We start from the raw sequence: 26,538 nt of genomic DNA, 5'->3' as shown, positions 1-26,538 counted from the left end.
GGCCTTCCTCACGCGGTCCTCGACGCGGCCCTGGACCGGCGGGCCACGAGCTTGCCGAGTTCCCATACGAGCAGGAGTGCGACGGCGGCCAGCAGCGCCCAGCCGAACTGCCGCGCGTCGATCTCGGTCGTCCCGAGGACACGCTGGAAGCCGTCCATCTGGGTCACCAGCACGGAGAGCACGAACTGGGCCAGGGCGACCCAGTTCATCTGCTTGCTGTCGAACGTGGACGTCGTCAGCACGGAATCCGTCTCGCTGCGGCACTCGAACGCCGCCACGATCAGGCACAGGGAGAAGGCCGTGAACGCGATCGACCGGCCGATCTCGACGTCGCCGAAGTGCCTTTCGCCGAGCGTGATCAGGCCGAGCAGGAGGACGGTGATCGCCAGCCCGCCGAGCCCGACGGTGACCAGCACGGGACGGGTGAGCACCGATTCTCCGCGCGGACGCGGCCGGCGCCGCATGAGCCCGGCGCTCTCCCGGTCGAAGCCGAGCGCGAAGCCGAAGGAGGCGTTGACGACGAAGTGGATCCACAGCACCTGCGGCGGGGTGAACGGCTCGCCGGCGGCGATGTTGAAGACGGTCGCCCCGAGGAACGTCAGCACGAACGTGACCAGCAGGAGCAGGACGAACCGGATGTACTTGGTGAGGTTGTCGTAGATCGTCCGGCCCTGCTCGACGGCGTAGACGATGGTGGCGAAGTTGTCGTCGGAGAGGATCATGCGGCCGGCGTTCTTGGCCACGTCCGTGCCGCTGCCCATGGCGATACCGATGTCGGCGGCCTTGATGGCGGGAGCGTCGTTGACGCCGTCCCCGGTCATCGCCACGACCTCGCCCTTCTTCTTCAGCGTGTTCGCGAGCAGCACCTTGTGCTCCGGGGCGACCCGCCCCACCACACCGATCCCCTCGATGCGGGCGAGCTGCTCCTCCTCGCTCATGGCGGCGAAATCGGAGCCGAGAACGGCCTCGCCGGGGATCCCGATCTGCCGGGCGATCGCCGCCCCGGTGGTGACGTCGTCCCCGGTCACCAGGCGGACCCGGATGTGCGCCGCCTGCGCGCCGGCCACCGCGGCCCTGGCCTCCTCACGGGGCGGATCGACCATGCCGACGAGACTCGTCATCCGCAGCCCGGTGACGTACGCGAGCAGGTCGCCCTCCGGATCGAAGCCGTCCGGGTCCAGGTCACGCATGGCCGCCGCCATCACCCGCCGCCCCTCGCCGCCCATCCGCTCGCTCTGCTCCTCGGCCCGGCGGAGCAGACCGGCGTCCCACGGGACGGTCTCGCCCGCCGCGAGCGCGGTGGCGGCCCGGGCCATCACCGCAGGGGCCGCTCCTTTGACGAAGCAGCGCACGACCTGCCGCCCGGAGGCGTCGACCGCCGAGTGGAAGGTGGCCATCAGCTTGTACTCGGGGTCGAACGGCAAGGTGGCGAGCCGGGGGAGGGCGTCCCTGGTGGCGTCGGTGTCCAGGCCGGCCTTGTGCGCGAGCACCAGCAGCGCCCCCTCGGTCGGATCGCCCACCACCTCACCGCCCACCAGCTTGGCGTCGCTGGCCACCACGTACGGCAGGATCGCGTCCTCGATCCCCGCGGCGGACCCGGCGGCGTGATGGACCTTCCCCGCGAGTCCGTAGCCCGTGCCCGACACGGTGTACCGGTCGGTGGGGCTCAGCACTTCGACGGCGGTCATCTGGTTCATCGTCAGGGTGCCGGTCTTGTCCGAGTTGATCGCCGACGTGAACGCCAGCGTCTCCACCGACGGCAGTTCCTTGACGATGGCGTTCCGCTTCGCCAGGTTCAGGCTCCCCACGGACAGGATCGCCTGGGTCACGGTCGGCAGGGCCTCGGGGATGGCCGCGATGGCCAGTGAGACCGCGCTGACGAACAGCACGTCCCAGGCCTGGTCCCGCTGGCGTCCCAGGGCGAACATCACGATCATGGTGAGGCCCGCCGCCCCCGTGATCCACAGGGTCAGCCGGTCGAGCTCCCTGGTGAGCGGCGGCACTTCCTTCTCGGTGGCCGACAGCATCCCGGAGATCTTGCCGAGCTCGGTGTCCGCGCCGGTCGCGGTGACGATCATGAGGCCGCTGCCGTGGGTGACCGGGGTGTTCATGAACGCCGTGTTGGTCCGGTCGCCGGGCGACAGCCGGCTGCCCTGCAGCGGGCCGGTCTCCTTCGCGGCGGGAACGCTCTCACCGGTCAGCGCCGACTCGTCGATCTGCAGGGCGCTGGCCTCGATGAGACGTCCGTCCGCCGGCACCTGGTCCCCGGCGGAGATGAGCACGACATCACCGTCGACCAGCAATTCGGCGGGGATCTCGGCCTCCCTGCCGTCCCTGCGCACCCGGGCCGTCGCCTTCATCATCGACTTCAGCGCGTTCATGGCGCTCTCGGCCTTGCCCTCCTGGCGCAGGCCCACGACCGCGTTCAGCAGCGTCAGTGCGATCAGCAGGATCGCGGTGGTCCACTCCTGGATGACCAGCGAGACGATCGCCGCGGCCACCAGGACGATCTGCATGTAACTGCGGTACTGGGCGAGGAAGCGGCGCCAGGCCGGTGTGCGCTGCTCCTCGGGCAGGGCGTTGGGGCCGTGCGCGGCCAGGAGTTCCGCGGCCCGCGCCGCGGACAGGCCGGCCGCGGGATCGACATCGAACGCCGCCACGACCTCCTCGGGGGAGCGCGCGTACCAGCCGTCCCCGGCAGCCCGGGGCGGTTCCGCCACGGAATCCGACCGCACCGTCATGGTTGTGCCTCCGATCCGGGGCCGCGGACGCGTCCGGGCCGGCCGCGCGCCGTCCGAGGGCCGCTAGCCACGCTTCTTCTTCGGCTTGCTCCTCGGCTTGCCGTGCCGGGCGGCGTACGGATCGGCCGGGGCTCCGGCGGGCGCCTCCCGTTCCAGCGCCCGTTTGGTGACGAGGAGATCCTTGCGGGCCTCTTCCCCCACATCGGGGTACTGGGGATCGATGTCCATCAGGGTGTGCGCGAGGATCGCCCCCGCGCAGATCCGTGCGAACCACTTCCGGTCCGCCGGCACGACGTACCACGGCGCCCACTTCGTGCTCGTGGCCGACAGCATCTCGGAGAACGCGTGCTGGTACTCGTCCCACCGGCGCCGCTCGCGGACGTCGGCGGCGGAGAACTTCCAGTTCTTCTCCGGCAGGTCGATCCGCTTCAGGAAGCGGGTGCGCTGCTCCTCCTTGGACAGGTTCAGGAAGATCTTCACCACCTTGAACCCGTTGTCCGTCAGGTAGCGCTCCCAGCGGTTGATCTCCCGGTAGCGCCGGTCCCAGATGTCCGGCCCGAGTACGTCCTCCGGCAGCTTCTGCCGCAGGAGGACTTCGGGGTGGACCCGTACGACGAGGACCTCCTCGTAGTGCGAGCGGTTGAAGATGGCGATCTCGCCGCGTGCCGGCAGCCGCCGGGCGTAGCGCCACAGGTAGTCGTGGTCGAGTTCCTCGGAGGAGGGCACCTTGAAGCTGCTGACCCGTACGCCCTGGGGGTTGACGCCGCTCATCACGTGGCGGATCGTCCCGTCCTTGCCTCCGGCGTCGAGTGCCTGGAGGGCGAGCACCACGCCGTAGGTGTTCTGGGCGGCCAGCCGCTCCTGGTACTCGGCGAGCAGCGACACCCCGGTCCGCAGCAGTTCGGTACCCTCGCGCTTCTTCATGCCGGCCTTGTAGCGGGGATCGAAGTCCCGTTCCAGACGCACCTTCGACCCCGGTCGCACCCGTAGCGGCTCGATGAAGTCCGCGATGCGTTCGGCTCTCTCGTCGGACATCAGCGCTCGCCCCTTCCCCGGCCCCCGGCGGTCACGGCCCGTCCCCCGCTGTGTCCGGGGTGCTCCCGGTGGCGGTGGCGAGCGCCTTACGGGACCGGCGTTCGGCGAGGATCGGGACGTACTTCCTGACCCTGGCCTGCCGGAACGCGTCGTACGCGGCCTCGACCGTCGCCTCCACGGTGCCCGCGTCGACCGACGGGTAGGCCGCCTTCATCCGGGCCACGGTGGTCCGGAGGGACGCGAGTTCCTCCGGGGTGGGTGACCACTCTTCCGTTGTCCGCGCCCCGGGATCTTCCATGGCGGGGGAGGTCCCGGTCCGTTCCGCGCCCTGGAGCGTTGCAGGTGCCATATCCCACGACCTTCGGACCGCCGGTCCGCGCATGCCGACATCGGGTGAGGGTGTTCGTCATGGCGATTCTCTGCCAAACGGGACAAGATCGCCCATCGGGTGCGCGAATGTGGGAAGGCGGCTCGTGCGGCCGGGCCCGGCAAGGCCCCGAAGGGGCACCCCTGGGGGGCTAGCAGCCGCCCGGGCTCTTGTAGGCGGCATCGCACTCCGCGCCGGCGCCGCGGGCGACCTCCGTGCACAAGGTGGCTTCGACCTTGCCCAGGAGGCGGGCCAGTTCGGCGCGTTCGGCGGTGTCCAGGCCGTCCAGGGTCTGGCGTTCCAGTTCGCCCCATGCCCTGCGGACCTCGACCAGGAGTCCGCAACTGGCGTCCGTCGCCTCGACCAGGGAGGCCCGCCGGTCCGAGGGGTCCGGGCGGCGTCGCACGTGGCCGGAGAGCTCCAGGCGCTGGAGCATCTTGGTCACCGTCGAGGGGTCGAGGCCGACCGCCTTGATCAGCTCGGACTGGCGCACGGCCCCGCTGTCCCAGAGGTGCATCATCAGGAACTCCTGCCCCGGGTGCAGCCCCAGGTCCCGCAGGACCCGGCCCGCCGCGATCCGGTGGAGCCGGGAGACCCGGCTGATCGCATGACTCACCGGCCCGTCCAGCACCGCACTCGGCACCGCCGTGCACTGCGCGGCGGAGCGCGGCTCCTGTACGGATTCCGCGGTCATGGAAGCGCTCCTCCTGGTCGGTCCGGCAGATCTCCGGCGGATCCCCCGGGTGGATTCTACCGTCCGCCCACATTTTATCTTGGTCGGCCAAGTAATGAGGTACGCTGCATCCCGCAGTCAATCATTGGCCGACCAATTATCTTTGTGGGGCAGACATGACCAGCGCCTTCGAACCGGTCCACGTGGCCGGCGCCACCCTCTCCAACCGGATCGCCCTCGCCCCGATGACCCGCAGCCGCGCAGGTCAGGGCGGCATCGCGACCAGCCTCGTCGCCGAGTACTACACCCAGCGCGCATCCGCCGGCCTGATCATCACCGAGGGGATCCAGCCCTCCGTCGTCGGACAGGGCTACCCCTTCACCCCCGGCCTGCACAGCGCCGAGCAGGTCGCTGCCTGGCGCGAGGTCACCGACTCCGTGCACGCGGCCGGCGGCCGGATCTTCGCCCAGCTGATGCACTCCGGCCGCATCGGCCACCCGACGCTGCTGCCCGACGGCCTCGTCCCCGTGGCCCCGTCGGCGGTGGCCGCCCAGGGCCAGCTGTTCGCCGGCGACGGCATGAAGGACTTCGTCACCCCGCACGAGCTGACCGGGGCCGAGGTACGGCAGACCATCGCCGACTACGCGCAGGCCGCCCGCAACGCGGTCGAGGCCGGCTTCGACGGGGTGGAGCTGCACGGGGCCAACGGATACCTGATCCACCAGTTCCTGGCCCCCGGCTCGAACCTGCGCACCGACGAGTGGGGCGGCTCCGCGGAGAACCGGATCCGCTTCGCGGTGGAGGTGGTCAAGGCGGTGGCCGCCGCCATCGGCGCCGAGCGCACGGCACTGCGCGTCTCGCCCGGCAACACGTACAACGACATCTCCGAGCCCGACCCGCAGCCCGTCTACGAGGCCCTGGTCCAGGAGATCGACGGACTCGGCCTGGCCTACCTCCACGTCCTGGAGCACGCCCCCGAGGCACGCGAGGCCACCCTCGCCCTGCGCAAGCAGTTCTCCGGACCGTTCGTGCTGAACCCGGCGACCGAGGGCCCCACCGACCACCGCGCCCTCACGCTGATCGAGGACGGCGTCGCCGACCTCCTCGCCTTCGGAGCCCTCTTCCTGGCCAACCCGGACCTGCCGGAGCGCCTGCGCACCGAAGGCCCGTACAACACCCCTGACCCCGCCACCTTCTTCGGGGGCGACGCACGCGGCTACACGGACTACCCGACCCGCTAGCCGGGATCCGCCCGGGCGGGTGGGGGCGGTCCGGAGGGTCCGGCAGTATGGCCCCGTGAACTCCCTGCCCCGATGCCGTGACAGCGCCGCCGCCCCCGACCTCCGGCGGACCCGGCTGGTGGCGGCCGGGGCCGCGGTGGTGACCGTGGGTGCGGGGCTGGGACTGCGGGCCGTCGCGGCGGGGAGCACGGCGAAGTACGGGGGAGACGCCCTGTACACCGTGCTGCTGCTGACCCTCGTCGTGCTGGCCGCGCCCCGGCTGTCGCCCCTGCGGGCGGCCGGTACCGCGCTGGCCGCCAGCTGGGCCGTCGAGTTCCTCCAGCTGACCGCCGTACCCGCGGAGCTCTCCCGGCACAGCACCGTGGCCCGCCTGGTCCTCGGTTCCACCTTCAACGCACCCGACCTGTTCTGGTACGTGGTCGGCGCGGCAGCGGGCCGGCTCCTGCACACCGCGCTCGGGCCGTCCGGGACGGCCGGTCGGAGGCCGTCCTGATGGCGCCGGACTCGATCTATCGCAGCGCGGTGGGCCGGGAACTCATCCGGCGCTGGTGCGACGAACAGCTCGACGGGTGGGACGTGCCGCACGAGCGGACCGTGGTGGACGCCAACGGAGCGCGGACCCATGCCGTGTCCGCCGGTACCGGTGGCACCGCGGTCGTGTTCGTCCCGGGGACCAACTTCAACGCGGCCGCCTCGCTGCCCCTGGCCACGGCTCTCGTCGCCGCCGGCCACCGGGTGTCGCTGCTGGACGTCCCGGGACAGCCCGGCCTCAGCTCCGGCGACCGGAACCTCGCCGGGGGCCGGTTGTCCTGGTACGGAGCATGGCTGGACGAGGCGATCGACAAGACCTCGCCCGGCCCCGTGGTGGTGATGGGCCACTCCTTCGGCGCCGCCATCGCCCTGTCGAGCGCGTCCAGGCACATCGAACGCCTCGTTCTCGTCTCTCCCGGCGGCCTCACCGGGCTGCGCCTGCCCCCTGGCCTGCTGGCCGCCTCCGCCGCGTGGTTCCTGCGGCCCGCCCCCAGGAGCAGCACCAGGCTCCTGCGGGCCATGCTCGCCCCCGGCCACGAGCCCAGGGAACGGCTGGTGGAGTGGATGACGCTGGTGGCCCGGCACTCCCGCTCCAGCGGGGCGCCCGGCACGGCGGACCTGCCGGCGAAGCCGGTGCGCCGCACGGTCTTCACCGGGGAGCGCGACGTGTTTCTCCCGCCGAGGCGGCTCGGCCCGGCGGTGACCCGCACGCTGGGCGTCGAACTCCGGGTACTCCCAGGGGCCGGACACCTCGTGGTGGAGGAGGCCCCCGACCGGCTGGCCGCCCTGGTCGACGGCGGGACGTGACGGCTCGGGCGGGCGGGGCCCGTCAGGGGGACCGGCGAGCGCTGTTCAGCCGGGCGGCCTGGCGCATCAGGTGATCGCGCTCGGCGAGGTTGGGCGCCTTCCGGGCCGCCTCGGCGTACAGCCGCGCCGCCGTCACCGGGTCGCCGTCGCGCTCGTGGAGGTACGCCGCCACCGCGGTGTGGCGGGGCAGCGCGTCGTCCAGCGCCGCGAGCGCCGCCAGTCCGGCCCGTGGCCCGTCGGCCTCGCCGACGGCCACCGCGCGGTTGAGTCGCACGACCGGGCTGCCGGTCAGGAGCACGAGCTCGTCGTACCACTCGACGATCTGCACCCAGTCGGTCTGCTCGGCGGTGGGCGCGTCGGCGTGCAGCGCCGCGATGGCCGCCTGGGCCTGGAACTCGCCCAGCCGGTCGCGGGCGAGGGCCGCCTGCAGGATCCGTACGCCCTCGGCGATCGACCGGGTGTCCCACCGGCCGCGGTCCTGCTCGGCGAGCGGCACCAGACTGCCGTCGGCCGCGGTCCGGGTGGCGCGCCGGGCGTGGTGGATCAGCATGAGGGCCAGCAGCCCGGCCACCTCGGGGTGGTCGACCCGGGCCGCGAGCTGCCGGGTGAGCCGGATGGCCTCGGCGGCGAGGTCGACGTCGCCGGAGTAGCCCTCGTTGAAGACCAGGTAGAGCACGCGCAGCACGGTGGCGACATCGCCGGGACGGTCGAACCGTACGCCGGAGACGGTGCGCTTGGCCCGGCTGATGCGCTGCGCCATGGTCGCCTCGGGCACCAGGTAGGCCTGGGCGATCTGGCGGGTGGTGAGCCCGCCGACGGCGCGCAGCGTGAGCGCCACCGCGGACGACGGCGTCAGCGACGGGTGGGCGCACAGGAAGTACAGCTGGAGCGTGTCGTCCACCGCGGGCGCCGGCCCGGGCGGCGGCTCCTCGTCCACGACGTCCTCGCGCCGGCGCCGGGCGGTGTCCGCGCGGGTCGCGTCGAGGAACCGGCGCCAGGCCACGGTGACCAGCCAGCCCTTCGGGTCCCGCGGAGGGTCGGCGGGCCAGGTGCGGACCGCCTCGATCAGCGCTTCCTGGACGGCGTCCTCGGCCGCCGCGAAGTCGGCTCCGCGGCGGACGAGGATCCCGAGCACGCTGGGCGTGAGGCTCCTGAGCAGGGCCTCGTCCATCGGTGAGGTCATTCCGTGATGGTGGGCGGCGCGGCCAGGAACGGGCGCAGTTCGAGCCACTCGTGGATCGGCTTGCCGCCCGCACCGGGGGCGGCCGACAGCTCGCCGGCCAGTTCGAGTGCACGCTCGTAGCTGTCGACGTCGATCACCATCCAGCCGGCGATCAGGTCCTTGGTCTCCGCGAACGGGCCGTCGGTGACCGGCGGGCGCCCCTCCCCGTCGTACCGGACGAAGGTCCCCTCGGGGGCGAGTGCCTGGCCGTCGACGAACTCGCCGGTCCCTTCGAGCCGGGCCGCGAAGTCGTGCATGTACTGGATGTGCGCCGAGATCTCCTCGGGCGTCCACCGGTCCATGGGCACGTCGTTGACCGCTGCCGGGGCGCCGCGGTAGTGCTTGAGCAGCAGGTACTTGGCCATGATGGTTCTCCTCGGTCCTGGTGCGACCCATTGTGGTCGCGTTCACCCCTGGGACGGAGCCGGCCACGGGTTCTCGACATCCCGTCCGAATCCCGTCCGAAGTTTTTTCGACATGTATGGATGAGCCGGTGCGAGCGGACCCGGGCCGGGGCTGATCCCGCCGAATGCACGCGGAATCAGCCCATCCGGATCTCCGGCTCCCGAGCGGTTCCGCGGCGCTTTCCGGATGCCCGCCGAGGTGGGAGGGCCACCGGTCGCGCGGGGGTGGAACGCGCGGAGCGCCCGGCTCAGGCCACGCGCCCCCGCACGCCTCCCGCCGTGACGTTCCCTCACCGCGGTAGCTGGGCAGCCGCTTGATGCTGATCGATCGTCTCGTGAGGGGAACCCCGATGACCAAGGTCCTGGTGCTGCACGGCGTATGCCTCGTGAGGTCGGCCCTGGCCGCGCTGCTGAGATCCGAAGGCGACTTCGACGTCACCTCCGCCGCCTGGCGCGCCGCCGCGCGCCAGGCCGAATTCTTACGACCCGACGTGGTGGTCGTGGACCTCGACTGTCCGGGGGTCTCGGCGGCCCTCCTCGAGGACGCGGGCGCCGCCCGCCTCCTGCCCCACTCGCCCACGCCCACAGCCCTGCTCGTGCTCGCCCGGGCCGACCTGCCGGGCTCCCTGCGGCGCGCGTTCCGTACCCAGGCGCTCGGCTACGTGGACAAGGACGGCTCACCCGCCCGGCTGGTCCGGGCCATCGGGAAGGTCGCGGCGGGAGAACGCTTCATCGACGCCACGCTCGCCTCGGCCTTCATGGAAGCCGACCCCGTGCCGCTCAGTCCGCGCGAGCTGAGTGTGCTGGCCCGCGCCGCCGAGGGCGACTCGATCGCGGAGATAGCCCGCGCCCTGCACCTCGCCAGTGGAACCGTACGCAACTACATGGCCGCCGTGACCCGGAAGACCGGCGCCCGCAACCTGATCGACGCCATCCGGATATCCCGGCGCGCCGGCTGGGTCTGAGCCGCCGGCCCGGGTTCCCGGGCCCCTCCCTCACCCTTGCGCGTTCCACAGGCCCACCAGCTCCCGGTACAGGGGTGACCTGGCCGGGAGCTCCGCATGCGTGCCGCACACCGCCCGGGTCCCGTCGAGTACGAGGACCCGGTCGGCCCTGACGGCCGAGGAGATGCGGTGGGCGACCACCACCAGCGTGCCGGGGCGTTCCGCGAGCGCCCGCTCGGCGCGTTCCTCGGTCCGGGGGTCGAGGTGGCAGGTGGCCTCGTCCAGCAGCAGCAGGGGGGCGGGGGAGAGGTAGGCGGCGGCGAGGGCGAGGTGCTGCCGCTCGCCCGGGGTGAGCCGGCCCGGATCGACGGCCCCGTCCAGTCCGCCGAGCCGGGCCACGAGTGCGTCCGCGCCGAGGGCGGCCGTGGCCCGCTCCACCTCGCCCCGAGGCACCGGGCCCGGGCACAGGTGGGTCAGGTTCTCGCGGACCGTCCCCGTGAACACATACGCCTGCTGGGGCAGCAGCGTCCGGCGGAGGTCGGGGCGGGGCCCCGGGCCACCGTGCTCCGGGGCGCCGCGCGCGGGGGCGCCCGCCACCCGTACGGTTCCCCGGCCGGGCGCCAGCAGGCCGGCGATCAGGGCGGTGAGGGTGGACTTGCCGATGCCGCTCGGACCCACCACGGCCAGGTGTTCGCCCGGCCCGACCACCAGGTCGAGGCCGTCGATCACCGGGTGCGCGCGGGGACCGTACGCGAAGCGGACCCGACGCAGTTCGACGGCGGGCGCGGGCGCGGGAGCGGGCGTGGGCGGTGCGGGCGGATCCGGCGGTGCGGGTACCGGCCCCGGGTCCGCCGCCCGGGGTTCGGAGTCCGGCCGCGGGGCCGCCGGTTCCGGATCGCAGAACCGGTCCAGCACCACCAGCAGCCGCGTGCCCGCCGCGCCCACCGCCGTCATCAGCGCGTCCAGGGCGGGCAGCAGCGACTGCACGAGGTAGGTGAGGGCCCCGGCCACCGCCCCCGCGCTCACCCCGCGCCCGAGCAGCCAGGGCGTTCCGGCCAGCAGGACGACGACCGGCAGCCGGCCCGCGACGCCCAGGGCCAGCGTGCGCAGGGCGGTCCACCGCGCGAGCCGCCCGGTCAGCCGCTCCTGCTCGGCGATCAGCGGCTCCACCCCGGCTCCGGCGCTCGCCCCGCCCCCGCACGCGACGACGTCGCGCAGCCCCGCCGCCAGTTCGCCCGCGCGCCCGGACAACGCCTCGTCGGCGTCGAGCGCCGCACGCTGCACCCGTGCCATCGGGTGCAGCGTGGCGAGGAAGGCGGCCGTGCCCAGGAGCAGCGCGGGCAGTACGAGGACCAGCAGGACGGGGGCCAGCGCGGCCAGCCCGAGCAGCGCGCCCAGGGCGGTGAAGACGAACGACCGGGCGATCAGGACCAGTCCGGCGAAGGAGTCCCGGGCCATCTCGGTCTGCTGCGTGAGCCGGGAGACCGCACCCGAGTCACCGGCCCGCCCGGGATCGGCGACGGCGCGCCCGATCGCCTGGCGCACGGAACGCCGCACCAGGCCGTCGCGCAGCGGTTCCACCAGGTCCGCGAGCCCGCCGAACACCCCGCGCAGGGCGAGGGCGCCGAGCAGAGCGCCCCCACCGGCCGCGGCCAGCCAGCCGATGCCGGTACCGGTGCGGCCGGCGAGGAAGCCGTCGTCGAGGGCGCGGGCCACCGCGTAACCGCCGAGGAAGGTGTGCGCGGACTCCAGCAGGGACCAGAGCGCGAGCCGGCACAGTGTCCGGATCCGCCCGCGCAGGAAGCGGCGGCCCTCGCGGGACACCCGGCGCCAGGTGCCGTACTCGTTCATCGGACCGGCTCCCGGCCGGGCGGCCCGGCAGCCGGTTCCGGTTCCTGTCCCGCTTCCTGGTCCCGGTCCGCCCCCGCGCCGAACACCGCCCGGTAGCCGGGGTCCCGCCACAGTTCCGCGTGCGTACCGGTGGCCCGGACCCGTCCCGCGTCGAGCCAGACGACCAGGTCGGCGCGGGCGGCCGTGGAAACGCGGTGGGCGACGACGAGGCGGGTCCCCGGCCGGACCTCGCTCGCTAGGGCCCGTTCCACCTCGCGGGCGGTGAGGGTGTCCAGGCTCGACGTCGCGTCGTCCAGGACGAGCAGCCGCCCCGCACGGCAGAACGCCCGTGCCAGGCCGAGGCGTTGTAGCTCCCCGCCGGACAGCGGAGCGTCCGCGAGCGCGGTGTCGTACCCCTCGGGCAGGCGGCGGACGAAGGCATCGGCAACGGCCGCCCGCGCGGCCGCGCGCACGGCCTCCAGGTCCCGGTCGGGGTCGGGGCCGGGGTCCCGGTTCGCGTGGGGATCCGGCCCGCCGCCGAAGGCGACGGCGGCCGCGACGCTCCCCCCGAAGAGGGCCGGCCGTTCGAAGGCGTGGCCGACCTCGCGGCGCAGCTCCCCGGCCGACAGCTCGTCGAGCGGCACGCCGTCGAGCAGGACCCGGCCCTGGTCGCACGCTGTGAGCCGTCCTGCCACGGCGGCCAGCGTCGTCTTGCCGGAGCCCGAGCGGCCGACCACGACGGCGGTTGCCCCACCGGGGATCCGCAGGTCGACGTCGTGCAGCAGCACGGTGCCCGCGCGTACCACCCGTACCCCGCGCAGCTCCAGCGTCCCCGGCCCCGCCTCGGGCAACCGGCGCTCACCCTGCGGGAGTTCGGGGAGCACGAAGAGGGCTGCGGTGCGGCGGGCGGCGGCCCGGCCGCGCACCACGGCCGCCAGCCGCCCCGTCACGGCGCCCACCCCGGCCGCGAGGCCCGCGTAGCGGACGGCGGCGAGGAGGCCGCCGACGCCGAGGGCCCCCTCCGCGAGGCGGACCCCGCCCACACCGAGGACCACGTACAGCAGCAGGGGCATGAGGGCACCGGTACGCGCCACGGTCGCGCCGTAGATCCGCCACGTCCGCCGCCCCTCGGCGCCGAGCTCCGGCAACCGGGCCAGTACGCGGGCCTGTTCGCGCTCGGAGGTACCGGCGGCGGCGATCGTACGGGCGCCCCCGAGGGCCTCCACGAGGCGGCCGGCCAGGTCGAGCTGCACCTCCTGGTAGCGGCTGACGCTGGCCCCCGCGTCGCGGGCGAACGCCCTCAGCAGCAGGGCGAGCAGCGGGAGTCCGGCGAGGAAGGCCAGCGCGGTCCATACGTCGACCAGGAACAGCGCCACGAGTCCGCCGAGCGGGGGGACCAGGGCCATGGACGCGGTCACGACGGCCGCCGGTACGGCGCCGGCGGCGGTGGCCTGCGCGGTCAGCCGGGCGGAGAGCTCACCGGGGGAGTGGCGCGCGGCATGGTGCGGCGCGGTGCCCAGCAGCCGGCCGAGCCCGAGCCGCCGCAGCCAGGCGGTGGAGCGGGCGTCGACACCGCCGGTGAGCCGGGCCGTCGCCGCGTCGAGCAGCACCTCGGCGGCGATCACCGCCGCGCACCATGCGGTCCACCGGGTGCCGGCGGGGTCCTGCCGCAGCAGCAGATCGAGGGTGTGGCCGAGGACCGCCGGCTCGGCCAGGGCCGCGCCGGCGGCGGCCACCGCGCAGCCGGCCGCGGCGGCGAGGCGGCCTGCGCTGTGCCGCGCGGCCGCCCGCAGCGCCCGGTGGGCCGCGCGGTCGGCCGGCGCCTCGCCGGGGGGATCGGGCACGGTCATGGGGCGCGGGCTCCAGGGGTGTGGTGCGGGCCCGGGCGGCGAACCGCCCGGGCCCAGGAGGACCTGATCCCTGATCAGTTACAGGTCGTGATGCTCAGGCTGCTGTCGCCGCAGAGGAGCAGGCTGGCGCGGCTGCCGCCACCGGTGAGGTGCGCGGCCTCGGTGGCCTCTTCCTTGGGGGTTTCCATCGACTGCAGGTCGAGAAGCGTCATGTCCGTTTCCTCTTCACTGTGGTGTTCCGATGGGTCACGGCCCCCGCGAGGGGGACCGGCTCTGGGGCCGCCGCGGTGGACCGCGGCGGCGGGAGGAACGGCAGGTGCGCGCGCCCGCCGGGCGTGGCGCCGCCGAGGGCGAGGAGCGCGCCGGCCGTGCCCGTGGACAGGTCCATGGACAGGCGCATCATCTGCTCGCCGGGGAAGGCCAGGAAGCCCTGGTACGGGACCGCGTGCCGGGCCAGGGCCTCCACCTGCCGGGCGATGTCCGCGGGGGCGGAACCCGGACCCGGCGTCGTGGTCCGGGCCAGGTGGAGGATCATGCCGGCCGCGCCGCGGAACAGGCCGGGCTGGGCGTAGAAGGTCGCCTGGGCGGCGCGGACGATCTCCGGCCGGGCCCGTTCGAAGCGGTCGTCCCGTGCATGCTCCAGCCAGTCGTCCAGCACCATGCCGATCCCTACGCTGCCGCCGCCGAGGTAGGGCATCGTGCGCCAGCCCTCGTCGACCTGCAGGGTGCCGAACGCGCTGGTCACGCAGCGGTCGAGATCGCGGTGCAGGGCCCGGCCGGCCCGGATCAGCGACTCCTGGTCGCCGGTGCGCTCGTAGAGCCGCAGATGGAGCAGCGCGGGGCCGCTGTGCCCGTGGAGCAGACCGGCCCGTTTCGGCCCGGTCGCGGACGCGGACGTAGATATGGATGTGGACGTGGACGCGGCATCGGCGAGGAGCTCGGCGCAGCGCAGGGCCGCGGCGTGCAGTTCGCCCTCGCCGGTGGCCGAGCCCAGGGAGTCCAGGGCCAGGCCGATGCCGGCGAGTCCGCCGTGCAGGTCGGGTCCGGCCGACTGCCAGGGCTGGCCCAGCAGTTGTTCGGCGAGGGCGAGCGCGCGGTCGCGGTGGCCGAGCCGTTCCAGCGTCCAGGCGAGACCGGCGAGGCCGTCGTAGAAGCCCAGCGGCATCCCGGAGGCCGGCTCCTTCGTACGGGCCAGCAGCCATTCCTCGGCCTCGGGCCACGGGCCGGCGCCGGTCTCGGCGAGCGCGTACAGCACACCGGCCGCTCCGTAGCCGAATCCGGTTCCGCCGCCGGCGGTCGCGAACTGGGCCGGGTCCCCGGGGAAGAGGCGGTCCTCGCGGTCGAAGGTGGCGCTCGCCCGGATCGCCGCCGTCATCGAGGCACATGCGGCCGCCAGGTCGCCCGGCTCGACCGGCAGGTAGGGGCGGGCACGGGGTACGACCACGCGACCGCCGGAACCACCGCCGGAACGAGGGCCGGGATCGGGACCGGGGTCCGCGATGATTTCCCGTACCGCCTCGTCGAGGAACCCACGGGGCACCGGGAACTGCTCGGCGGCGATGTCGGCCAGGTGCGCCGCCTTGGCCCGGTCCAGCGCCAGCAGGCTGGTCAGCGGCAGGAACAGGGCCAGCCGCAGGCAGGCCAGGGCGTACCGGTCGACGGCGAAACCGCGCCGGCCGGCCGGGGCGACGAAGGCCGGGTTGGCGACGGTCTGGCGGAGCCCCTCGTCCACGTGGGCGGCGGCCTCGAAGTCGAGCAGCGCGACCGACATCCCCCCGGTCCCCTCGTCCTCCGCGACCATGATGTTGAACAGGTGGAGGTCGTTGAAGACGATGCCGCGGGCGTGCACCGCCTCCACGGCATGCGTCACCTGCCGATGGACCTCCAGCGCCCACCGGGTGTACTCCGCGAGCTCCGCGGGATCGGGGTCCGCCTCGATCAGCGGGTGCCGGCGGGCGAAGTAGGTGTTGAGGGGTTTGCCTTCCAGGTACTGCATCACGAGGAAGTGGTGGTCCCCGACGGTGAAGGTGCCGTGGACCGCGGGCACGCAGTCCAGCCCGGCCAGTTGCTCCAGGGCCCTGCGTTCGCGGTGCAGCCGGGTTACGGCGTCCGCCCCGTCGGCCGCGAGCCCCGCGAAGGGGCGTGCTTCCTTGAGGACGACCGGTTCGCCGGTACGCACGTCACGGCCGGCGTAGACACCGCCACCGTTGGAGAAGTGCAGGGCGCGTTCGACCGTGTAGGGAAGGCCTTCGAGGGTGACGGCGGCACGCCGGGCCAGATGGGGCGCGAGGAACGCGGGCAGCCCGGCCCACTCGGGCGGCTGGAACACCGGACCCCGCGGGTCCGGTACGAGCCGGCCGTCCGGGGTCTCGATTGCCGGGACGAGCTCGCCGCGGTCGTCGTAGCAGTGCCGCAGGGTGAAACTCCCGTAACGCAGGTGCACGGGCCCGTCGTTCCAGCGCAGGTCGCTCAGGATGTACGGGCCCGGCTCCCCGGCCAGCAGCGCGTCGAGCTCCTCGGCGACGCGCCGGCACGCCTCCTCGTCCGCCGGGTACACGGTGAGGAACTTGCCGCTCGCCGCGCGGTCGGCGTACTTCGCGTTGCGCAAGTGCAGCAGGTACCGGCTCGGTACGAACTTGAAAGCGATCCGGCGCTCCAGGCAGTACGCGCGGACCCGTTCGAGGACGGACTCGGCGTTGTCCAGGCATGCCGAGACGTGGATCTTCCAACCCTGGGAGGGCAGCCGGGCGTCGACGGGCCGCAGCGCCAGCCAGTCCCCGCTGCGGTGTGTCTGCCACCCCGCCGGTATGGGGGCGAGCGCGGCCGGGTAGTTCTGCTCGGCCCGCCGGTACGGCGCGTCGTAGAACCAGCGGTCGGCGTCGCAGAAGGCGGCGTACCCCTTGTTCACTCCTGCTCCCTCGGTCGGTGACGTGCCCACGCTGTCACGCGCTCCGAGGGCCGCGACAGTCGCGGCTGTCACCGATGGGGTGTGCAGTACGCACGAGTCACCAAGAGCCGGAAGGGGGGTCGGCGGGTCAGTCCTTGCTCGCCGACTGCCAGCTCATGCCCCAGCCGTACTCGATGTCCGCCGCCTGCTGCTTGAAGACGCCGGGCGCCGGCAGGAGGTACTTCGCCTCCCTCCGGACGATCAGCTCCCCGCCCACGTTCTCGATCAGTGCGATCGCGGCCACCGGCGACGGGACGGTGCATTCGTCCAGGCGCACCTCGATCGGCGGACCGACGGGCGGATGGAGCGTGGCGACCCCTTGAAGCCCCGCGAAACTGGTGGCCCCGGCGTAGATGACCACGAACACCAGGAGGCGCTCGATCTCGGCCGCGTGGTCGAGATTGATCATGAGATTCTCGCCGGCCTCGCTGGCACCGGTCCGGTCGTCGTGGTCCAGCTGGATGTACGGCGGCTGGTGGAACGAGCCGAACTGGTTGTCGATGGGGTGGACGATCCCCCTCGTTCCGTTCCGCAGCTCCCACAGGCAGGAGAGGTCGAGATCGACGTCCGCCAGCCGGACGGCGTCCTTCCCTTTCCGCATCCAGCCGCGCGGCGGCACGGCGGCGCTCCACGTGAGATTGACCCGCATGCCCCCGGAGGTGGCACCCTGCTTGGTCAGCGACACCGCGGGCGCCGCCTTCGTCAAGGTGATCTTCGACAGCTGTACCGGACGGGCGGGCTCGGGCGGAGTCACCGCCCGCTGCACCGGCACCGGCACCGGCACCGGCACCGGCGGAGGTGGGGCCGGGGCCGGGGCGGAATCGTCGACCGTGATCCCGAAGTCGGTGGCGAGCCCGGCCAGACCGGAGGCGTACCCCTGGCCCACCGCCCGGAACTTCCACGCGCCCGCCCGCCGGTACAGCTCCCCGAGCACGAACGCGGTCTCCGACGTGGCATCCGTGGCGTCGAACCGTGCCGTCTCGGCACCGCTCCGCGCGTCCAGGACGCGTACGAAGAGGCCGGACACCTGACCGAACGTGCCGTCGGTGGACGCCGCGACCACCACGGTCCCGATCTCCTCCTCCACCCCGGACAGGGTCACCCCGATCGTTTCGAGCACGCCCGTGCCGTCCTGACGCCGTCCCTCGTGGCGCACGGCCCCACTGGGGTGCACGGGCTGGTTGTAGAACACGAAGTCGTCGTCCGACCGCACCTTGCCGGCTGCCGTCAGCAGCAGGGCGGACACGTCCACATCAGGCGCTCCGGGACCCCCTTGCCAGCCCAGCTCCACCCGGACCGTGGTGCTCGGCACCGGTACGTTGGCACCCTTCCGCATGGACATGCGGTCCCCTTCCGCCAGGTGTCTCCCACTTCCGCAGCGTACGAGGATTCGGCCCGTTCCCCGCCCCGAAGGCGGCGATTGCTCCAGTGCCGGGGGAAGTTGTGGGGTCACGGCATGATGGGGCGGTGATCACCATTCATCTGAAGTACGAGATCGACGTCGACAAGCTCGCGGACTTCGAGGAGTACGGGCGCCGTTGGGTCCGGCTGGTCAACCGGTTCGGAGGCACCCACCACGGCTACTTCCTGCCCAGCGAAGGCGACAGCGACATCGCCTACGCCCTCTTCTCCTTCCCCGGCTTCGCCGCCTACGAGCAGTACCGCACGGACAGCATGTCCGATCCGGAGTGCCAGGCCGCCTTCGACCTGGCGCGCGAGACCCGCTGCATCAAGCGGTACGAGCGCCGCTTCCTGCGGCCGCTCGACGCCCCCGGCCTCTGAAAGGTCCGGTCCGGCGCCCGTGTGTGGCGGCAGGTGGGCGCCGGACCGGACCGGCCCGCGAGGTCAGGTCACCGTTCGCGGTCCATGACACGACGGGCGGCCTCGGCCTCCGCCGCGGGCGGTGACAGTTCGTCGAGCGTGTCGAGCTCGTCGTCCGAGGCCAGCTCCCGCTCCCAGGCGGCCGCGAGCCGCTCCTGATCCTCCGGCGGTCTGCTGGTGACGGCGTCCTGCTGCTGCGGTCCCAGAGCCGCGAGGAAACGCCCGACCGCGTCCGTCGGCATGCCGTACTCCTTCTCGCCGTGGGGGAGGGCAGCGGCGATCGCGATGCCGTGCCTGGCCCAGGATGGCGAACCGGGCCGGGGCGGGCGGCCCGACACGGCGGGCCGCCACCCGAATGCCGCGCCCGGTGCCGACCGCCCGCGGGGGACTCGTCGGCCGCGTGTCACGAGGGCGTGGAACTAACTCGGCACGTGCGCCGGACGCTTCTCCTCCCCGGCCCGCTCCCGCTCGTGCGCCGCGGGGCGGTCCGGCCGGAGTCCGACGGCCAGGACGACCGCGCCGATCAGCGCGAACCCGGCCGTCCAGAGCGCTCCGACGTGCATGGCGTGCAGGAAGGCGGTGTCGGCGGCCGCGGCGAGCCGGGTGTCGTGCGTGGCCGCCGCCACGTGCCGGGCGAGTTCGGCCGAGACCCGCGCCGGTTCCCGCACCGAATCCGGGAGGCCGGTCAGCGAGCCGTCGATCGAACGCCGGTAGACGATCGAGGTGATCGTGCCGCCCGCCGCGATGCCCAGCACGCTGCCGGTCTGGCGCAGGGTGCTGTTGACCGCGCTGCCCGCGCCGGACCGCTCCAGCGGCAGGGAGCCCAGTACCGCGCCCGTGACGGGAGCGATCACCATGCCGATGGCGGTGCCCTGGACCAGCACGGCCGCCGCGTACCAGACGATCGGTGTGGTCGCGCCGAAGAGGGCGAAGGATCCCATCGACACGGCTGCGACGGCCAGCGCGATCGAGGAGACGAGCCGGACGGAGGTCCGGCGGGCCAGCCGGACGGCGATCGGGGAGCCGACGACCACCCCGAGGGCTCCCGGGAGCGCGAGGAGCGAGGCGTCCAGCGCCGAGTACCGGCGGACGCCTTGCAGGTAGAAGGCGAGGTAGAAGGATCCGGCCGTCATGGCCAGGAAGACCGTCATCAGGGTGAGGTTCCCGGCGGCGAAGCGGCGCTGTGCCAGCAGCCGGGGGTCGAAGCTCGGGTGGGCGATCCGCAGCTCGACCACGACGAACGCGGCGATCAGCGCGACGCCGACGAGGGTGGACCCCCAGACGCGCGGCTGGGCGAAGGAGGCGTCCTGGCCCGCGCGGATCAGACCGTAGGCGAGGATGCCCAGGCCGCCGGTCGACAGCAGCAGCCCGGCCGGGTCGAGGCGGCGGACCTGCGGGCTGCGGGAGTTGGGCACGTACCGGGCGATGAAGCCGAGGCCGAGGACGACGACGGGCACGTTGACGAGGAACACCGACCCCCACCAGAACCTTGCGAGCAGTACCCCGGCGAGGACCGGCCCCGCGGCGAGGCCGACGCCGGCGAAGGAGGACAGGGTGCCGAAGGCGGCCGGGCGCTGCGCGGGCTCGAACGTCCAGCTGACCACCGCCATGGTGGCCGGGACGAGCAGCGCGGCGCCGGCGCCCATCACGGCGCGGGCGGCGATGAGTTGGTCAGGCGTGGTGGCGTAGGCGGCGAGGGCGGAGGCGGCGCCGAAGAGGGCCATGCCCGTCAGCAGGACGTTGCGGTGGCCGAACCGGTCACCGAGCGCGCCTCCGGTGAACATCAGGCCGGCGAAGGCCAGTGTGTAGGCGCCCGTGGCCCATTGGAGCTGGCCGGGGGTGGCGCCTAACCCCCGGACGGGGTCGGAGAGCGTCTCGAACGCGGTGGTCAGGATGGTGCCGTCGAGCCAGATGAGGAGCTGGGCGAAGACGAGGACGCCGAGGATGAGCCGCTGACGGGCCGGTGTCGGGGTGGACGACACCGGTGACATGGGTGAGGACATGCGTGACTGCCTTCGGATCAGGGTGAGTTACGTTTCGGTGGCGCGCGTCGCGGAGCATGCGGCGGTGGCGCGCCGTCAAGAATCGTCAAGTACCTGACGGTTCTCTCATCGTGGCAAACTCGTAAAGTACCTGTCAATCGTGAATCCGGAGGTCGTCCGATGGGCGAGCAGAGTCACCGTCGGGTGCTGAGCTTCGTGGTGCGCCACGCCTGGCTCAGCATGCGGGCCGCGATCGGGGCCGAGCTGGAGGAATTCGGGCTCACCGTCCCGCAGTTCGCGACCCTGATGATCGTGGGGCAGTCCCCGGGCATCTCGGTGGCGCAGCTGGCCCGCCTGGTCGGGAGCTCCCGCCAGGCCGCCAACGAGATGCTCGCGGCGCTGGAACGTGACGGCCTGATCGTCCGGGCCCCTCACGCCACCGACCGCAGGACGCACCAGTTGAGCCTCACCGAGCTCGGGCACACGCGCTACGAGGACGCGCTCCCGGCCGTCCGGCGCCGCGAGGCCGAACTGGAGGCGGGGCTGACGGAGGAGCAGTGCGAGGCGGCGTTCGCCTGGCTGTCGGCCATGTCGAACGCCCGCCAGGAGGCGGGGAGGAAGTGACCCGGCCCGGGCCCCCGGGTGTCGACCCGGGGCTCGGCCGGTCCGGGGGCCGTCGGACGGCTCAGGGTGTGGACTTCCAGCCCCGCCCGTGGAGTCGTTCGAATCCGTCCAGGAGGAGGTCGAGCGCGAACTCGAACTCGAACTGGTCGTCGCACCCCTGGCCGACGACCGACCGCCGGTCGTGCGCCACCGCCCGGGCCAGTTCGGTGACGTGGGGATACCGCCGGGCCATCGCCTCGTACGCGGCCGCCTGTGCCCGCTCGCCCTGCGGTGCGGTGCCCGCCGGGTCGTCGAACAGCTCCTCGGTGAAGCCCAGCACCCGGCTGCCGAGGGCGTGCATCACGTGGTGGGTGAGGTCGGTCGAGAAGCCGCCGGCCCGGAACGTTCCGATCACCGAGTCGAGGTACGCGAGCACCGCAGGCGTCGGGCTGGTGCGCGACCGGATCACCTGAGCCGCCCAGGTGTGCGCGAGGAGGGCGCCGCGCGCCCCGAGGATCCGCCCGCGGACCGCGCTCTTCCAGTCGGATCCGGGGGCCTGGCCCTCGATGCCCGCGACGACGACCTCCACCATGCCGTCCAGGAGTTCTTCCTTGTTGGCCACGTGCTTGTAGAGCGCCATCGGGACGACGCCCAGCTCCTGGGCGAGTCTGCGCATGCTCAGCGCCTCGATCCCGGCGCCGTCGGCGAAGGCCACGGCGGCGCGCAGCACCCGGTCCCGGCTCAGGGGGGTCCGGCGTGGTTCCTGTGGCTGCTGGGGCATGTGGGCTTCTCCTTCGGTCCGTTCCCGGGGTGGTGCGGGTGGCGTCCGTCCCGCCTTGACGAGTGTACGGCGTACACCTAGGGTGAGCGCCAACCGTCGGGTGTACGCCGTACACCCATGAGGGAGGGGCTGTTCCGTATGGGATCGACCAGGAGAACCGCGATCGTCGCGGGAGCGCTGTTCCTCGTCACCGAGGTCGCCGCGATCGGCGGGCTCGTGCTCTACCGTCCCGTTCTGCACGACACCGGCTACGTCCTCGGACCGGGCGCCGACAGCCAGGTTTTCCTGGGCGCGCTGTGCGAGTTCGTGCTCGCGCTGGCGGTCACGGGCACGGGGGCCGCGCTGTACCCGGTCCTGCGCAGGCGGAACGAAGGGGCGGCCATCGGCTACGTCTGCGGGCGCCTGCTGGAGGCCGCCGTCATCGTCGTCGGCATCATCAGCGTGCTGTCGGTGGTGACGCTGAGGAGGCAGGCGGAGGGCGCGGCGGGCGCCGACGGGGCTTCCCTGGTCACGGCCGGCCAGGCCCTGGTGGCGTTCCACGACTGGACGTTCCTGTTCGGGCCGAACTTCGTCCTCGGGGCCAACACCCTGGTGCTGGCCGGCCTGATGTACACCTCGCGGCTCGTACCGCGGTGGATCGCCGTCCTGGGGCTGGTCGGCGGGACGATGATCTGCGCCTCGGCGACCGCCGTCCTGTTCGGGATCTACGAGCAGGTCTCGGTGGCCGGGTCGCTCGCGGCGCTTCCCGTGTTCGCCTGGGAGGTGACGCTGGCCGTCCGGCTGCTCGCCAAGGGCTTCGACACGGGGACGGGCGGCAGCGCCGCCGCCGCATGACGGCCCTCGTCGGCTCCCGCCGGCACCGCCCCCTCAGGACATCCGGTCCACGTTCCACAGGGGCAGGCCCCGGAAGAACTCCACGGCCTCCGCGCGCCAGTACGGTTCCCAGGCCGCGGCCTCGGCGGCGGCGGCCTCCGCGTGCCGCCGGATCTCCGCCCTGAGCCGCCGGTCCACGCCGGCGGCGCGGGCGATCTCCCTGATCCGGTCCAGGGTCTCGTCCGGGCAGCCGGGATCGCCGAGCGCGGCTTCGACGAGGGCCGCGTCGGCCCCGGTCGTGGCGGCCAGGACCGCGCGGACGGCGTAGGTGCGGCGCCCCGAGCGGATGTCGGCCCCGGTGGACTTCGCCTCGGCCGCGGGGTCGTCGCCGGACGGGCCGAAGAGGTCGAGGAAGTCGTCGCGCATCTGCTCGGAGATGCCCACCAGCCGGGAGTAGCGGTGCAGTCGGGCGCGGTGCGGCGCCGGATCCTCGCCCGCGGCCAGCAGGCCCATCGTCAGCGGCGCGAGGATCGAGTACCGCGCGCTCTTGAAGTCGGTGACGGTGTGCAGGAACTCCTCGTCGGGCAGGGTGTGCGAGTCCCGTTCCAGATCGGCCAGCTGCCCGGCCACGGTCTCCGCCGCGGTGCGCGTGTGCACGCCGAGCAGGGCCTGGCGGAGCTCGGCGGGAACCTCGGCCTCCAGCAGCACCTGGGTGGACAGGAACGCGGCGAGGTCCCCGGCGAGTATCGCGAGCCCGAGGGCGGTGGCGTCCTGACCGGGGAACTCCCGGCGGTAGGCGTAGTACGTCGAGGGGCCGCCGCGGCGCAGGGGCGCGTCGTCGATGATGTCGTCGTGGACGAGCCCGTGCGTCTGGAGCAGTTCGATGCTCAGCGCGGCCTCGGCGAGCCCCGGTATCTCGTCGGTGGTGACCAGCCGGGCCGCCTCGTACAGCAGGACGACCCGCAACCGCTTGCCGCCGCGCATCGAGAACTCCCGCAGGAGCTCCAGGCAGCGGGGGACGTACCGGCTGGGCACCGGGACGTCGAAGCGCTCGCCGAGGCCGTCGAAGTACTGCTCGAACCGGGCGTCGAAGCGGATCCGGTGACCGGCGACGCGTTTCAGGGTGGTGGCGGAGACGTTGACATGCATGAAGATCAGTATCGATCACGGCCCCGCCCGCCCGGATCCGCTCCAGCGCGTCGGCGCATCCGTTCAGCCGCCCGAGGGTGCGGCGGAGAGACAGGCCCGCAGTTCGGCTTCGCCGGCGTTCCCGCCCGTGCACATGAGCGCCACCCGCTGCCCCGCGAGGCCGTCGCGTGCGGCGAGGAGCGCGGCCAGCGGCGCGGCGGCAGCCGCCTCGGCCACCGTTCGGGCATCACGCATGAGCAACCACTGAGCCCACCGGATCTCGTCATCGCCGACCAGCCGGAAGTCCGCCAGATGCTCACGGAACAGGCGCTGCGTCAGCTCGAAGCCCGACCCGGTGGCCAGTCCCTCCGCCGTCGTGGTGTTCGGACGCTCGACACAGCGGCCCGAGCGCCAGGAGTCGTGCGCGGCCGGCGAGTGGCGTGACTGCACCGCGATGACGCGGCAGCGCGGGCTGATCGCCGCCGCCACCAGGCAAGCGGCGGCGGCGCCGCTGCCCCCACCGACCGGCACGACGATCGCGTCGAGGTCCGGTTCCTGCTCGAAGACCTCCAGGAACGCGGTGGCCACGCCCGCGATCAGGTCCGGCTCGTTCGCCGCGCTGACCAAGCGCATCCCCCGCCGGGGCGCGAGCTGCTCGGCGTGGCGGCGGGCCTCGTCGAAGTCCGCGCCGCATTCGACCAGTTCGGCGCCGAGCCGCCGCACGGCCTCGGCCTTCAGAGGATTCGGGTTCTCCGGCATGACGATGGTGCAGGGGACGCGGAAGAGCGCCGCGGCATGGGCGAGGGACTGCGCGTGGTTGCCGGTCGAGTAGGAGAGGACACCGCGTGCACGCTCCTCCGCGTCCATCGCGGCCAGCAGGGCGATGCCTCCCCGGACCTTGAGGGCGCCGGTCGGCTGCAGGTTCTCGTGTTTGACCAGCACACGGACCCCGGCGCCGACGGCGGCGTCGAGGGCGGGATAGGAGAGCAGAGGGGTCGGGGACAGGTGCGCGCTCTGCAGACGACGCGCGCGAAGGACGTCGGAGATCGTCGGACTGTGCATGCACTCATGCTGCGCAGGGGGCAACCCATAGGACAAATGTCAGTTTCCGATGAACCCATCGATATCATCGATGAATGTTCGACGAGAACCGCCTCCGGGTGTTCGCCGCCATCGCCCGCGAGGGCTCGGTGACGGCTGCCGCCGCCGTGCTGCACTACGCGCAGCCGTCGGTCAGCCACCACCTCGCCAGGCTCGAAGCCGAAGCCGGTGTGCCGCTCGTTCAGCGGGCAGGCCGTGGCATCCGGCTGACCGAGGCCGGCCGGCTGCTCGCCGATCGCGCGGAGGAGATCCTCGGCCGGATCGATTCCGCCCGGACCGAACTTGCCGCCCACGCCGGGCTCAGCGCCGGACGGGTGCGCCTCGCGGCCTTCCCCTCCGCGCTCGCCACGGTCGTCCCCACGGTGGCCGCCGCCTTCAGCGCCGCGTACCCGGACATCGAACTGGCACTGACCGAAGCGGAGCCGCCCGAAGCCCTGGCCGCCCTGCGGCGCGGCGAGGTCGATGTCGCCTTCACCTTCCACCACGGCGACGGCCCACCCGCTGACCGCGAGGGCCACACCGTGACATCGGTCCTGCACGAGCCGGTCTACATCGTCAGCAGGGCCGGCGAGTCCTGGCCCGGTCCGCGCACCGACCTCGACACCTACCGAGGAGAACGGTGGATCGCCGGCTGCGAGCGGTGCCGTACGCACCTCCTGTCGGCGTGCGGGAAGAGAGGCTTCACTCCCGCGATCGCCTTCGAGACCGACGACTACGTCGCGGCCCAGGCACTCGTGGCCGCCGGCCTCGGCGTCAGTACGCTGCCCGGCCTCGCCCTGCACGCTCATCTCCACCCCGGCGTGAGGATCGACCGCCTACCGGACGACCACCGCTTCGTCGACGCCGTCGTCTACGGCGCACCGCCGCTCCCGGCCCCGGTCGAAGCCTTCCTGAAGGTCCTAGAGGAGACCGACGTGGAGCCCGCACCATGGCCCTGACGGGCCCGGCCGCCGAGGAACCACCGATGAGCAGGTCGGCTGGCGTGACCGCTCGGACCATATTCGAACCGACTGCCGCGCGGCAGGTGCTGCCACTGCTCGGTGACCCGGACGACACCGTCCCGCGGGACCGGGAGGCTCGCTCTCACCGGATACGGCCGCCGCCTGGGCGCGCCGCCGGGTGTGCTCGGGCGGTGATCGAAGGGGCTGGCGGCGCGTGCGGAGGTGCCCTGTCACGCGCCTGTGACAGTCGGCGGACAGCCTGATGAAGTTCCGCGGCCAGGCTCTTAACAGAAGGGCAAAGCGGACATTTCGTCTCTCGTCTTCTGGAACCTCCCCCTTCGTCGCCTCTTCATTGGAGAAATTCTCATGGCCCGCACGTCCCGCAAGCAGCGTTTCGCGATGTTCGCCGTTACGGCCGCGCTCGTCACAGGCGGCGCGCTGGTTCCCACCAGCGCATTCGCCGCCCAGACCGCGCCGCACGCCGCCGAGGCGCACGCGAAGAGTGGTCACGGGGGCGCGACCGGCAAGCATGAGCGGGGAGGCAAGGACAGGTCGAAGGGCAGGAAGAACAACAAGCCCCGGGACGTGGAGAACATGCCGGGCTGCAAGTTCTACCAGGGCAAGGTGTACTGCGAGCACAAGCCCGACACCCCGAAGCCCGCTCCGGCCCCCAACCCCGCTCCCGCTCCGGCCCCGGATGTTGTGGACAAGGAGAACCCGGACCGGGTTCCGGCGCCCGACGCGGGCGGGTTCGGCATCGAGCTGACGTCCTGACC

25 protein-coding genes are annotated in these 26,538 nt (G+C 73.1%); 9 read left to right on the top strand and 16 right to left on the bottom strand.

Annotated elements, in window-relative coordinates; all coding sequences use genetic code 11:
• Positions 1-8 precede the first annotated feature (8 nt).
• From ACZ4YL_RS10945 to ACZ4YL_RS10930, 4 genes are all read right to left on the bottom strand, one after another.
• On the bottom strand, positions 9-2,741 hold the full coding sequence (locus ACZ4YL_RS10945) for a cation-translocating P-type ATPase (RefSeq protein WP_468115465.1): 2,733 nt from the start codon (positions 2,739-2,741) through the stop codon (positions 9-11).
• A gap of 63 nt (positions 2,742-2,804) precedes the next feature.
• Positions 2,805-3,776 carry a polyphosphate kinase 2 family protein gene (locus tag ACZ4YL_RS10940; protein WP_468115463.1) on the bottom strand — a complete coding sequence of 324 codons (972 nt, stop codon included), beginning with the start codon at positions 3,774-3,776 and terminating at the stop codon, positions 2,805-2,807.
• 31 nt (positions 3,777-3,807) lie between these two features.
• Entirely contained in the window at positions 3,808-4,125 is a 318-nt protein-coding gene (locus ACZ4YL_RS10935; protein ID WP_468115462.1) for a three-helix bundle dimerization domain-containing protein, read from the bottom strand.
• A gap of 169 nt (positions 4,126-4,294) precedes the next feature.
• Positions 4,295-4,837: a MarR family winged helix-turn-helix transcriptional regulator gene (locus ACZ4YL_RS10930; RefSeq protein ID WP_468115460.1), complete on the bottom strand. Its 543-nt coding sequence runs from the start codon at positions 4,835-4,837 to the stop codon at positions 4,295-4,297.
• A gap of 155 nt (positions 4,838-4,992) precedes the next feature.
• Between ACZ4YL_RS10930 and ACZ4YL_RS10925 the strand changes: the two genes are divergently transcribed.
• Genes ACZ4YL_RS10925 through ACZ4YL_RS10915 form a run of 3 tightly spaced genes read left to right on the top strand, consistent with a single transcriptional unit; the run spans position 4,993 to position 7,395 of the window.
• Positions 4,993-6,057 (top strand): alkene reductase, encoded by a 1,065-nt coding sequence (locus ACZ4YL_RS10925; RefSeq protein WP_468115459.1) that lies wholly within the window; start codon positions 4,993-4,995, stop codon positions 6,055-6,057.
• 55 nt (positions 6,058-6,112) lie between these two features.
• The gene (locus ACZ4YL_RS10920) at positions 6,113-6,550 is read left to right on the top strand and encodes a ribosomal maturation YjgA family protein (RefSeq protein WP_468115457.1); all 438 of its coding nucleotides are present in this window, start codon (positions 6,113-6,115) and stop codon (positions 6,548-6,550) included.
• Positions 6,550-7,395 carry an alpha/beta fold hydrolase gene (locus ACZ4YL_RS10915; RefSeq protein WP_468115456.1) on the top strand — a complete coding sequence of 282 codons (846 nt, stop codon included), beginning with the start codon at positions 6,550-6,552 and terminating at the stop codon, positions 7,393-7,395. Before ACZ4YL_RS10920 ends, ACZ4YL_RS10915 begins: the two co-directional genes overlap by 1 nt.
• A gap of 22 nt (positions 7,396-7,417) precedes the next feature.
• Here ACZ4YL_RS10915 and ACZ4YL_RS10910 read toward each other — a convergent pair whose 3' ends face one another.
• Together ACZ4YL_RS10910 and ACZ4YL_RS10905 are read right to left on the bottom strand one after the other, a co-directional pair.
• Entirely contained in the window at positions 7,418-8,566 is a 1,149-nt protein-coding gene (locus ACZ4YL_RS10910; protein ID WP_468115634.1) for an RNA polymerase sigma factor, read from the bottom strand.
• Positions 8,567-8,574: 8 nt separating this feature from the next.
• Positions 8,575-8,982: a YciI family protein gene (locus ACZ4YL_RS10905; RefSeq protein ID WP_468115454.1), complete on the bottom strand. Its 408-nt coding sequence runs from the start codon at positions 8,980-8,982 to the stop codon at positions 8,575-8,577.
• Between the two features lie 389 nt (positions 8,983-9,371).
• Here ACZ4YL_RS10905 and ACZ4YL_RS10900 point away from each other — a divergent pair, with 389 nt between their 5' ends.
• Positions 9,372-9,986 carry a response regulator transcription factor gene (locus tag ACZ4YL_RS10900; RefSeq protein WP_468115452.1) on the top strand — a complete coding sequence of 205 codons (615 nt, stop codon included), beginning with the start codon at positions 9,372-9,374 and terminating at the stop codon, positions 9,984-9,986.
• Between the two features lie 30 nt (positions 9,987-10,016).
• On the opposite strand, the gene ACZ4YL_RS10895 is transcribed toward ACZ4YL_RS10900, so the two are convergent.
• The 5 genes from ACZ4YL_RS10895 to ACZ4YL_RS10875 all read right to left on the bottom strand — a co-directional run bounded on the left by ACZ4YL_RS10895 (position 10,017) and on the right by ACZ4YL_RS10875 (position 17,934).
• Positions 10,017-11,816: an ATP-binding cassette domain-containing protein gene (locus tag ACZ4YL_RS10895; RefSeq protein ID WP_468115450.1), complete on the bottom strand. Its 1,800-nt coding sequence runs from the start codon at positions 11,814-11,816 to the stop codon at positions 10,017-10,019.
• Positions 11,813-13,645, bottom strand: a complete 1,833-nt coding sequence (locus tag ACZ4YL_RS10890) for an ATP-binding cassette domain-containing protein (protein WP_468115448.1) — start codon at positions 13,643-13,645, stop codon at positions 11,813-11,815. Before ACZ4YL_RS10890 ends, ACZ4YL_RS10895 begins: the two co-directional genes overlap by 4 nt.
• A 74-nt stretch (positions 13,646-13,719) precedes the next feature.
• Positions 13,720-13,857, bottom strand: a complete 138-nt coding sequence (locus ACZ4YL_RS10885; protein ID WP_301364230.1) for a SapB/AmfS family lanthipeptide — start codon at positions 13,855-13,857, stop codon at positions 13,720-13,722.
• Positions 13,854-16,553 carry a class III lanthionine synthetase LanKC gene (lanKC, locus tag ACZ4YL_RS10880; protein ID WP_468115446.1) on the bottom strand — a complete coding sequence of 900 codons (2,700 nt, stop codon included), beginning with the start codon at positions 16,551-16,553 and terminating at the stop codon, positions 13,854-13,856. The genes ACZ4YL_RS10885 and lanKC overlap by 4 nt, the downstream gene beginning before the upstream one ends.
• A 127-nt stretch (positions 16,554-16,680) precedes the next feature.
• Positions 16,681-17,934 carry a TerD family protein gene (locus ACZ4YL_RS10875; protein ID WP_468115445.1) on the bottom strand — a complete coding sequence of 418 codons (1,254 nt, stop codon included), beginning with the start codon at positions 17,932-17,934 and terminating at the stop codon, positions 16,681-16,683.
• Positions 17,935-18,059: 125 nt separating this feature from the next.
• Between ACZ4YL_RS10875 and ACZ4YL_RS10870 the strand changes: the two genes are divergently transcribed.
• A complete protein-coding gene (locus ACZ4YL_RS10870; protein ID WP_468115444.1) occupies positions 18,060-18,374 on the top strand; it encodes an NIPSNAP family protein in 315 nt (104 codons plus the stop codon).
• A gap of 68 nt (positions 18,375-18,442) precedes the next feature.
• Here the strand turns inward: ACZ4YL_RS10870 and ACZ4YL_RS10865 are convergent, their stop codons facing one another.
• Positions 18,443-18,655, bottom strand: a complete 213-nt coding sequence (locus ACZ4YL_RS10865; protein WP_468115442.1) for a hypothetical protein — start codon at positions 18,653-18,655, stop codon at positions 18,443-18,445.
• A gap of 177 nt (positions 18,656-18,832) precedes the next feature.
• Positions 18,833-20,416 (bottom strand): MFS transporter, encoded by a 1,584-nt coding sequence (locus tag ACZ4YL_RS10860; RefSeq protein ID WP_468115441.1) that lies wholly within the window; start codon positions 20,414-20,416, stop codon positions 18,833-18,835.
• Between the two features lie 159 nt (positions 20,417-20,575).
• On the opposite strand from ACZ4YL_RS10860, the gene ACZ4YL_RS10855 reads away from it, so the two are divergent.
• Positions 20,576-21,019: a MarR family winged helix-turn-helix transcriptional regulator gene (locus ACZ4YL_RS10855; protein ID WP_468115439.1), complete on the top strand. Its 444-nt coding sequence runs from the start codon at positions 20,576-20,578 to the stop codon at positions 21,017-21,019.
• A gap of 61 nt (positions 21,020-21,080) precedes the next feature.
• Here ACZ4YL_RS10855 and ACZ4YL_RS10850 read toward each other — a convergent pair whose 3' ends face one another.
• Complete coding sequence (locus ACZ4YL_RS10850) at positions 21,081-21,779, bottom strand: TetR/AcrR family transcriptional regulator C-terminal domain-containing protein (protein WP_468115437.1); 699 nt, start codon at positions 21,777-21,779, stop codon at positions 21,081-21,083.
• 138 nt (positions 21,780-21,917) lie between these two features.
• On the opposite strand from ACZ4YL_RS10850, the gene ACZ4YL_RS10845 reads away from it, so the two are divergent.
• Positions 21,918-22,613 (top strand): DUF4386 domain-containing protein, encoded by a 696-nt coding sequence (locus ACZ4YL_RS10845; protein WP_468115436.1) that lies wholly within the window; start codon positions 21,918-21,920, stop codon positions 22,611-22,613.
• Positions 22,614-22,646: 33 nt separating this feature from the next.
• On the opposite strand, the gene ACZ4YL_RS10840 is transcribed toward ACZ4YL_RS10845, so the two are convergent.
• Positions 22,647-23,741 (bottom strand): polyprenyl synthetase family protein, encoded by a 1,095-nt coding sequence (locus ACZ4YL_RS10840; protein WP_468115434.1) that lies wholly within the window; start codon positions 23,739-23,741, stop codon positions 22,647-22,649.
• A 63-nt stretch (positions 23,742-23,804) separates the two neighbouring features.
• Positions 23,805-24,782 carry a threonine ammonia-lyase gene (locus ACZ4YL_RS10835; protein WP_468115432.1) on the bottom strand — a complete coding sequence of 326 codons (978 nt, stop codon included), beginning with the start codon at positions 24,780-24,782 and terminating at the stop codon, positions 23,805-23,807.
• A 74-nt stretch (positions 24,783-24,856) separates the two neighbouring features.
• Between ACZ4YL_RS10835 and ACZ4YL_RS10830 the strand changes: the two genes are divergently transcribed.
• Both ACZ4YL_RS10830 and ACZ4YL_RS10825 read left to right on the top strand, forming a co-directional pair.
• On the top strand, positions 24,857-25,759 hold the full coding sequence (locus ACZ4YL_RS10830; protein WP_468115430.1) for a LysR family transcriptional regulator: 903 nt from the start codon (positions 24,857-24,859) through the stop codon (positions 25,757-25,759).
• A gap of 369 nt (positions 25,760-26,128) precedes the next feature.
• Positions 26,129-26,536: a hypothetical protein gene (locus tag ACZ4YL_RS10825; RefSeq protein ID WP_468115428.1), complete on the top strand. Its 408-nt coding sequence runs from the start codon at positions 26,129-26,131 to the stop codon at positions 26,534-26,536.
• Positions 26,537-26,538 lie beyond the last annotated feature (2 nt).

It is taken from the genome of Streptomyces sp. NPDC030021 (genome assembly GCF_055574035.1).
This window is presented reverse-complemented; position numbering and strand designations above follow the sequence as displayed.

Excerpts from the sequence above, each read along its gene's own strand:
- ACZ4YL_RS10945 (WP_468115465.1), bottom strand. The coding sequence starts at position 2,741 with ATGACGGTGCGGTCGGATTCCGTGGCGGAACCGCCCCGGGCTGCCGGG.
- ACZ4YL_RS10940 (WP_468115463.1), bottom strand. The coding sequence starts at position 3,776 with ATGTCCGACGAGAGAGCCGAACGCATCGCGGACTTCATCGAGCCGCTA.
- ACZ4YL_RS10935 (WP_468115462.1), bottom strand. The coding sequence starts at position 4,125 with ATGGCACCTGCAACGCTCCAGGGCGCGGAACGGACCGGGACCTCCCCC.
- ACZ4YL_RS10930 (WP_468115460.1), bottom strand. The coding sequence starts at position 4,837 with ATGACCGCGGAATCCGTACAGGAGCCGCGCTCCGCCGCGCAGTGCACG.
- ACZ4YL_RS10925 (WP_468115459.1), top strand. The coding sequence starts at position 4,993 with ATGACCAGCGCCTTCGAACCGGTCCACGTGGCCGGCGCCACCCTCTCC.
- ACZ4YL_RS10915 (WP_468115456.1), top strand. The coding sequence starts at position 6,550 with ATGGCGCCGGACTCGATCTATCGCAGCGCGGTGGGCCGGGAACTCATC.
- ACZ4YL_RS10910 (WP_468115634.1), bottom strand. The coding sequence starts at position 8,566 with ATGGACGAGGCCCTGCTCAGGAGCCTCACGCCCAGCGTGCTCGGGATC.
- ACZ4YL_RS10905 (WP_468115454.1), bottom strand. The coding sequence starts at position 8,982 with ATGGCCAAGTACCTGCTGCTCAAGCACTACCGCGGCGCCCCGGCAGCG.
- ACZ4YL_RS10900 (WP_468115452.1), top strand. The coding sequence starts at position 9,372 with ATGACCAAGGTCCTGGTGCTGCACGGCGTATGCCTCGTGAGGTCGGCC.
- ACZ4YL_RS10895 (WP_468115450.1), bottom strand. The coding sequence starts at position 11,816 with ATGAACGAGTACGGCACCTGGCGCCGGGTGTCCCGCGAGGGCCGCCGC.
- ACZ4YL_RS10890 (WP_468115448.1), bottom strand. The coding sequence starts at position 13,645 with ATGACCGTGCCCGATCCCCCCGGCGAGGCGCCGGCCGACCGCGCGGCC.
- ACZ4YL_RS10885 (WP_301364230.1), bottom strand. The coding sequence starts at position 13,857 with ATGACGCTTCTCGACCTGCAGTCGATGGAAACCCCCAAGGAAGAGGCC.
- ACZ4YL_RS10875 (WP_468115445.1), bottom strand. The coding sequence starts at position 17,934 with ATGTCCATGCGGAAGGGTGCCAACGTACCGGTGCCGAGCACCACGGTC.
- ACZ4YL_RS10865 (WP_468115442.1), bottom strand. The coding sequence starts at position 18,655 with ATGCCGACGGACGCGGTCGGGCGTTTCCTCGCGGCTCTGGGACCGCAG.
- ACZ4YL_RS10860 (WP_468115441.1), bottom strand. The coding sequence starts at position 20,416 with ATGTCCTCACCCATGTCACCGGTGTCGTCCACCCCGACACCGGCCCGT.
- ACZ4YL_RS10855 (WP_468115439.1), top strand. The coding sequence starts at position 20,576 with ATGGGCGAGCAGAGTCACCGTCGGGTGCTGAGCTTCGTGGTGCGCCAC.
- ACZ4YL_RS10850 (WP_468115437.1), bottom strand. The coding sequence starts at position 21,779 with ATGCCCCAGCAGCCACAGGAACCACGCCGGACCCCCCTGAGCCGGGAC.
- ACZ4YL_RS10845 (WP_468115436.1), top strand. The coding sequence starts at position 21,918 with ATGGGATCGACCAGGAGAACCGCGATCGTCGCGGGAGCGCTGTTCCTC.
- ACZ4YL_RS10840 (WP_468115434.1), bottom strand. The coding sequence starts at position 23,741 with ATGCATGTCAACGTCTCCGCCACCACCCTGAAACGCGTCGCCGGTCAC.
- ACZ4YL_RS10835 (WP_468115432.1), bottom strand. The coding sequence starts at position 24,782 with ATGCACAGTCCGACGATCTCCGACGTCCTTCGCGCGCGTCGTCTGCAG.
- ACZ4YL_RS10830 (WP_468115430.1), top strand. The coding sequence starts at position 24,857 with ATGTTCGACGAGAACCGCCTCCGGGTGTTCGCCGCCATCGCCCGCGAG.
- ACZ4YL_RS10825 (WP_468115428.1), top strand. The coding sequence starts at position 26,129 with ATGGCCCGCACGTCCCGCAAGCAGCGTTTCGCGATGTTCGCCGTTACG.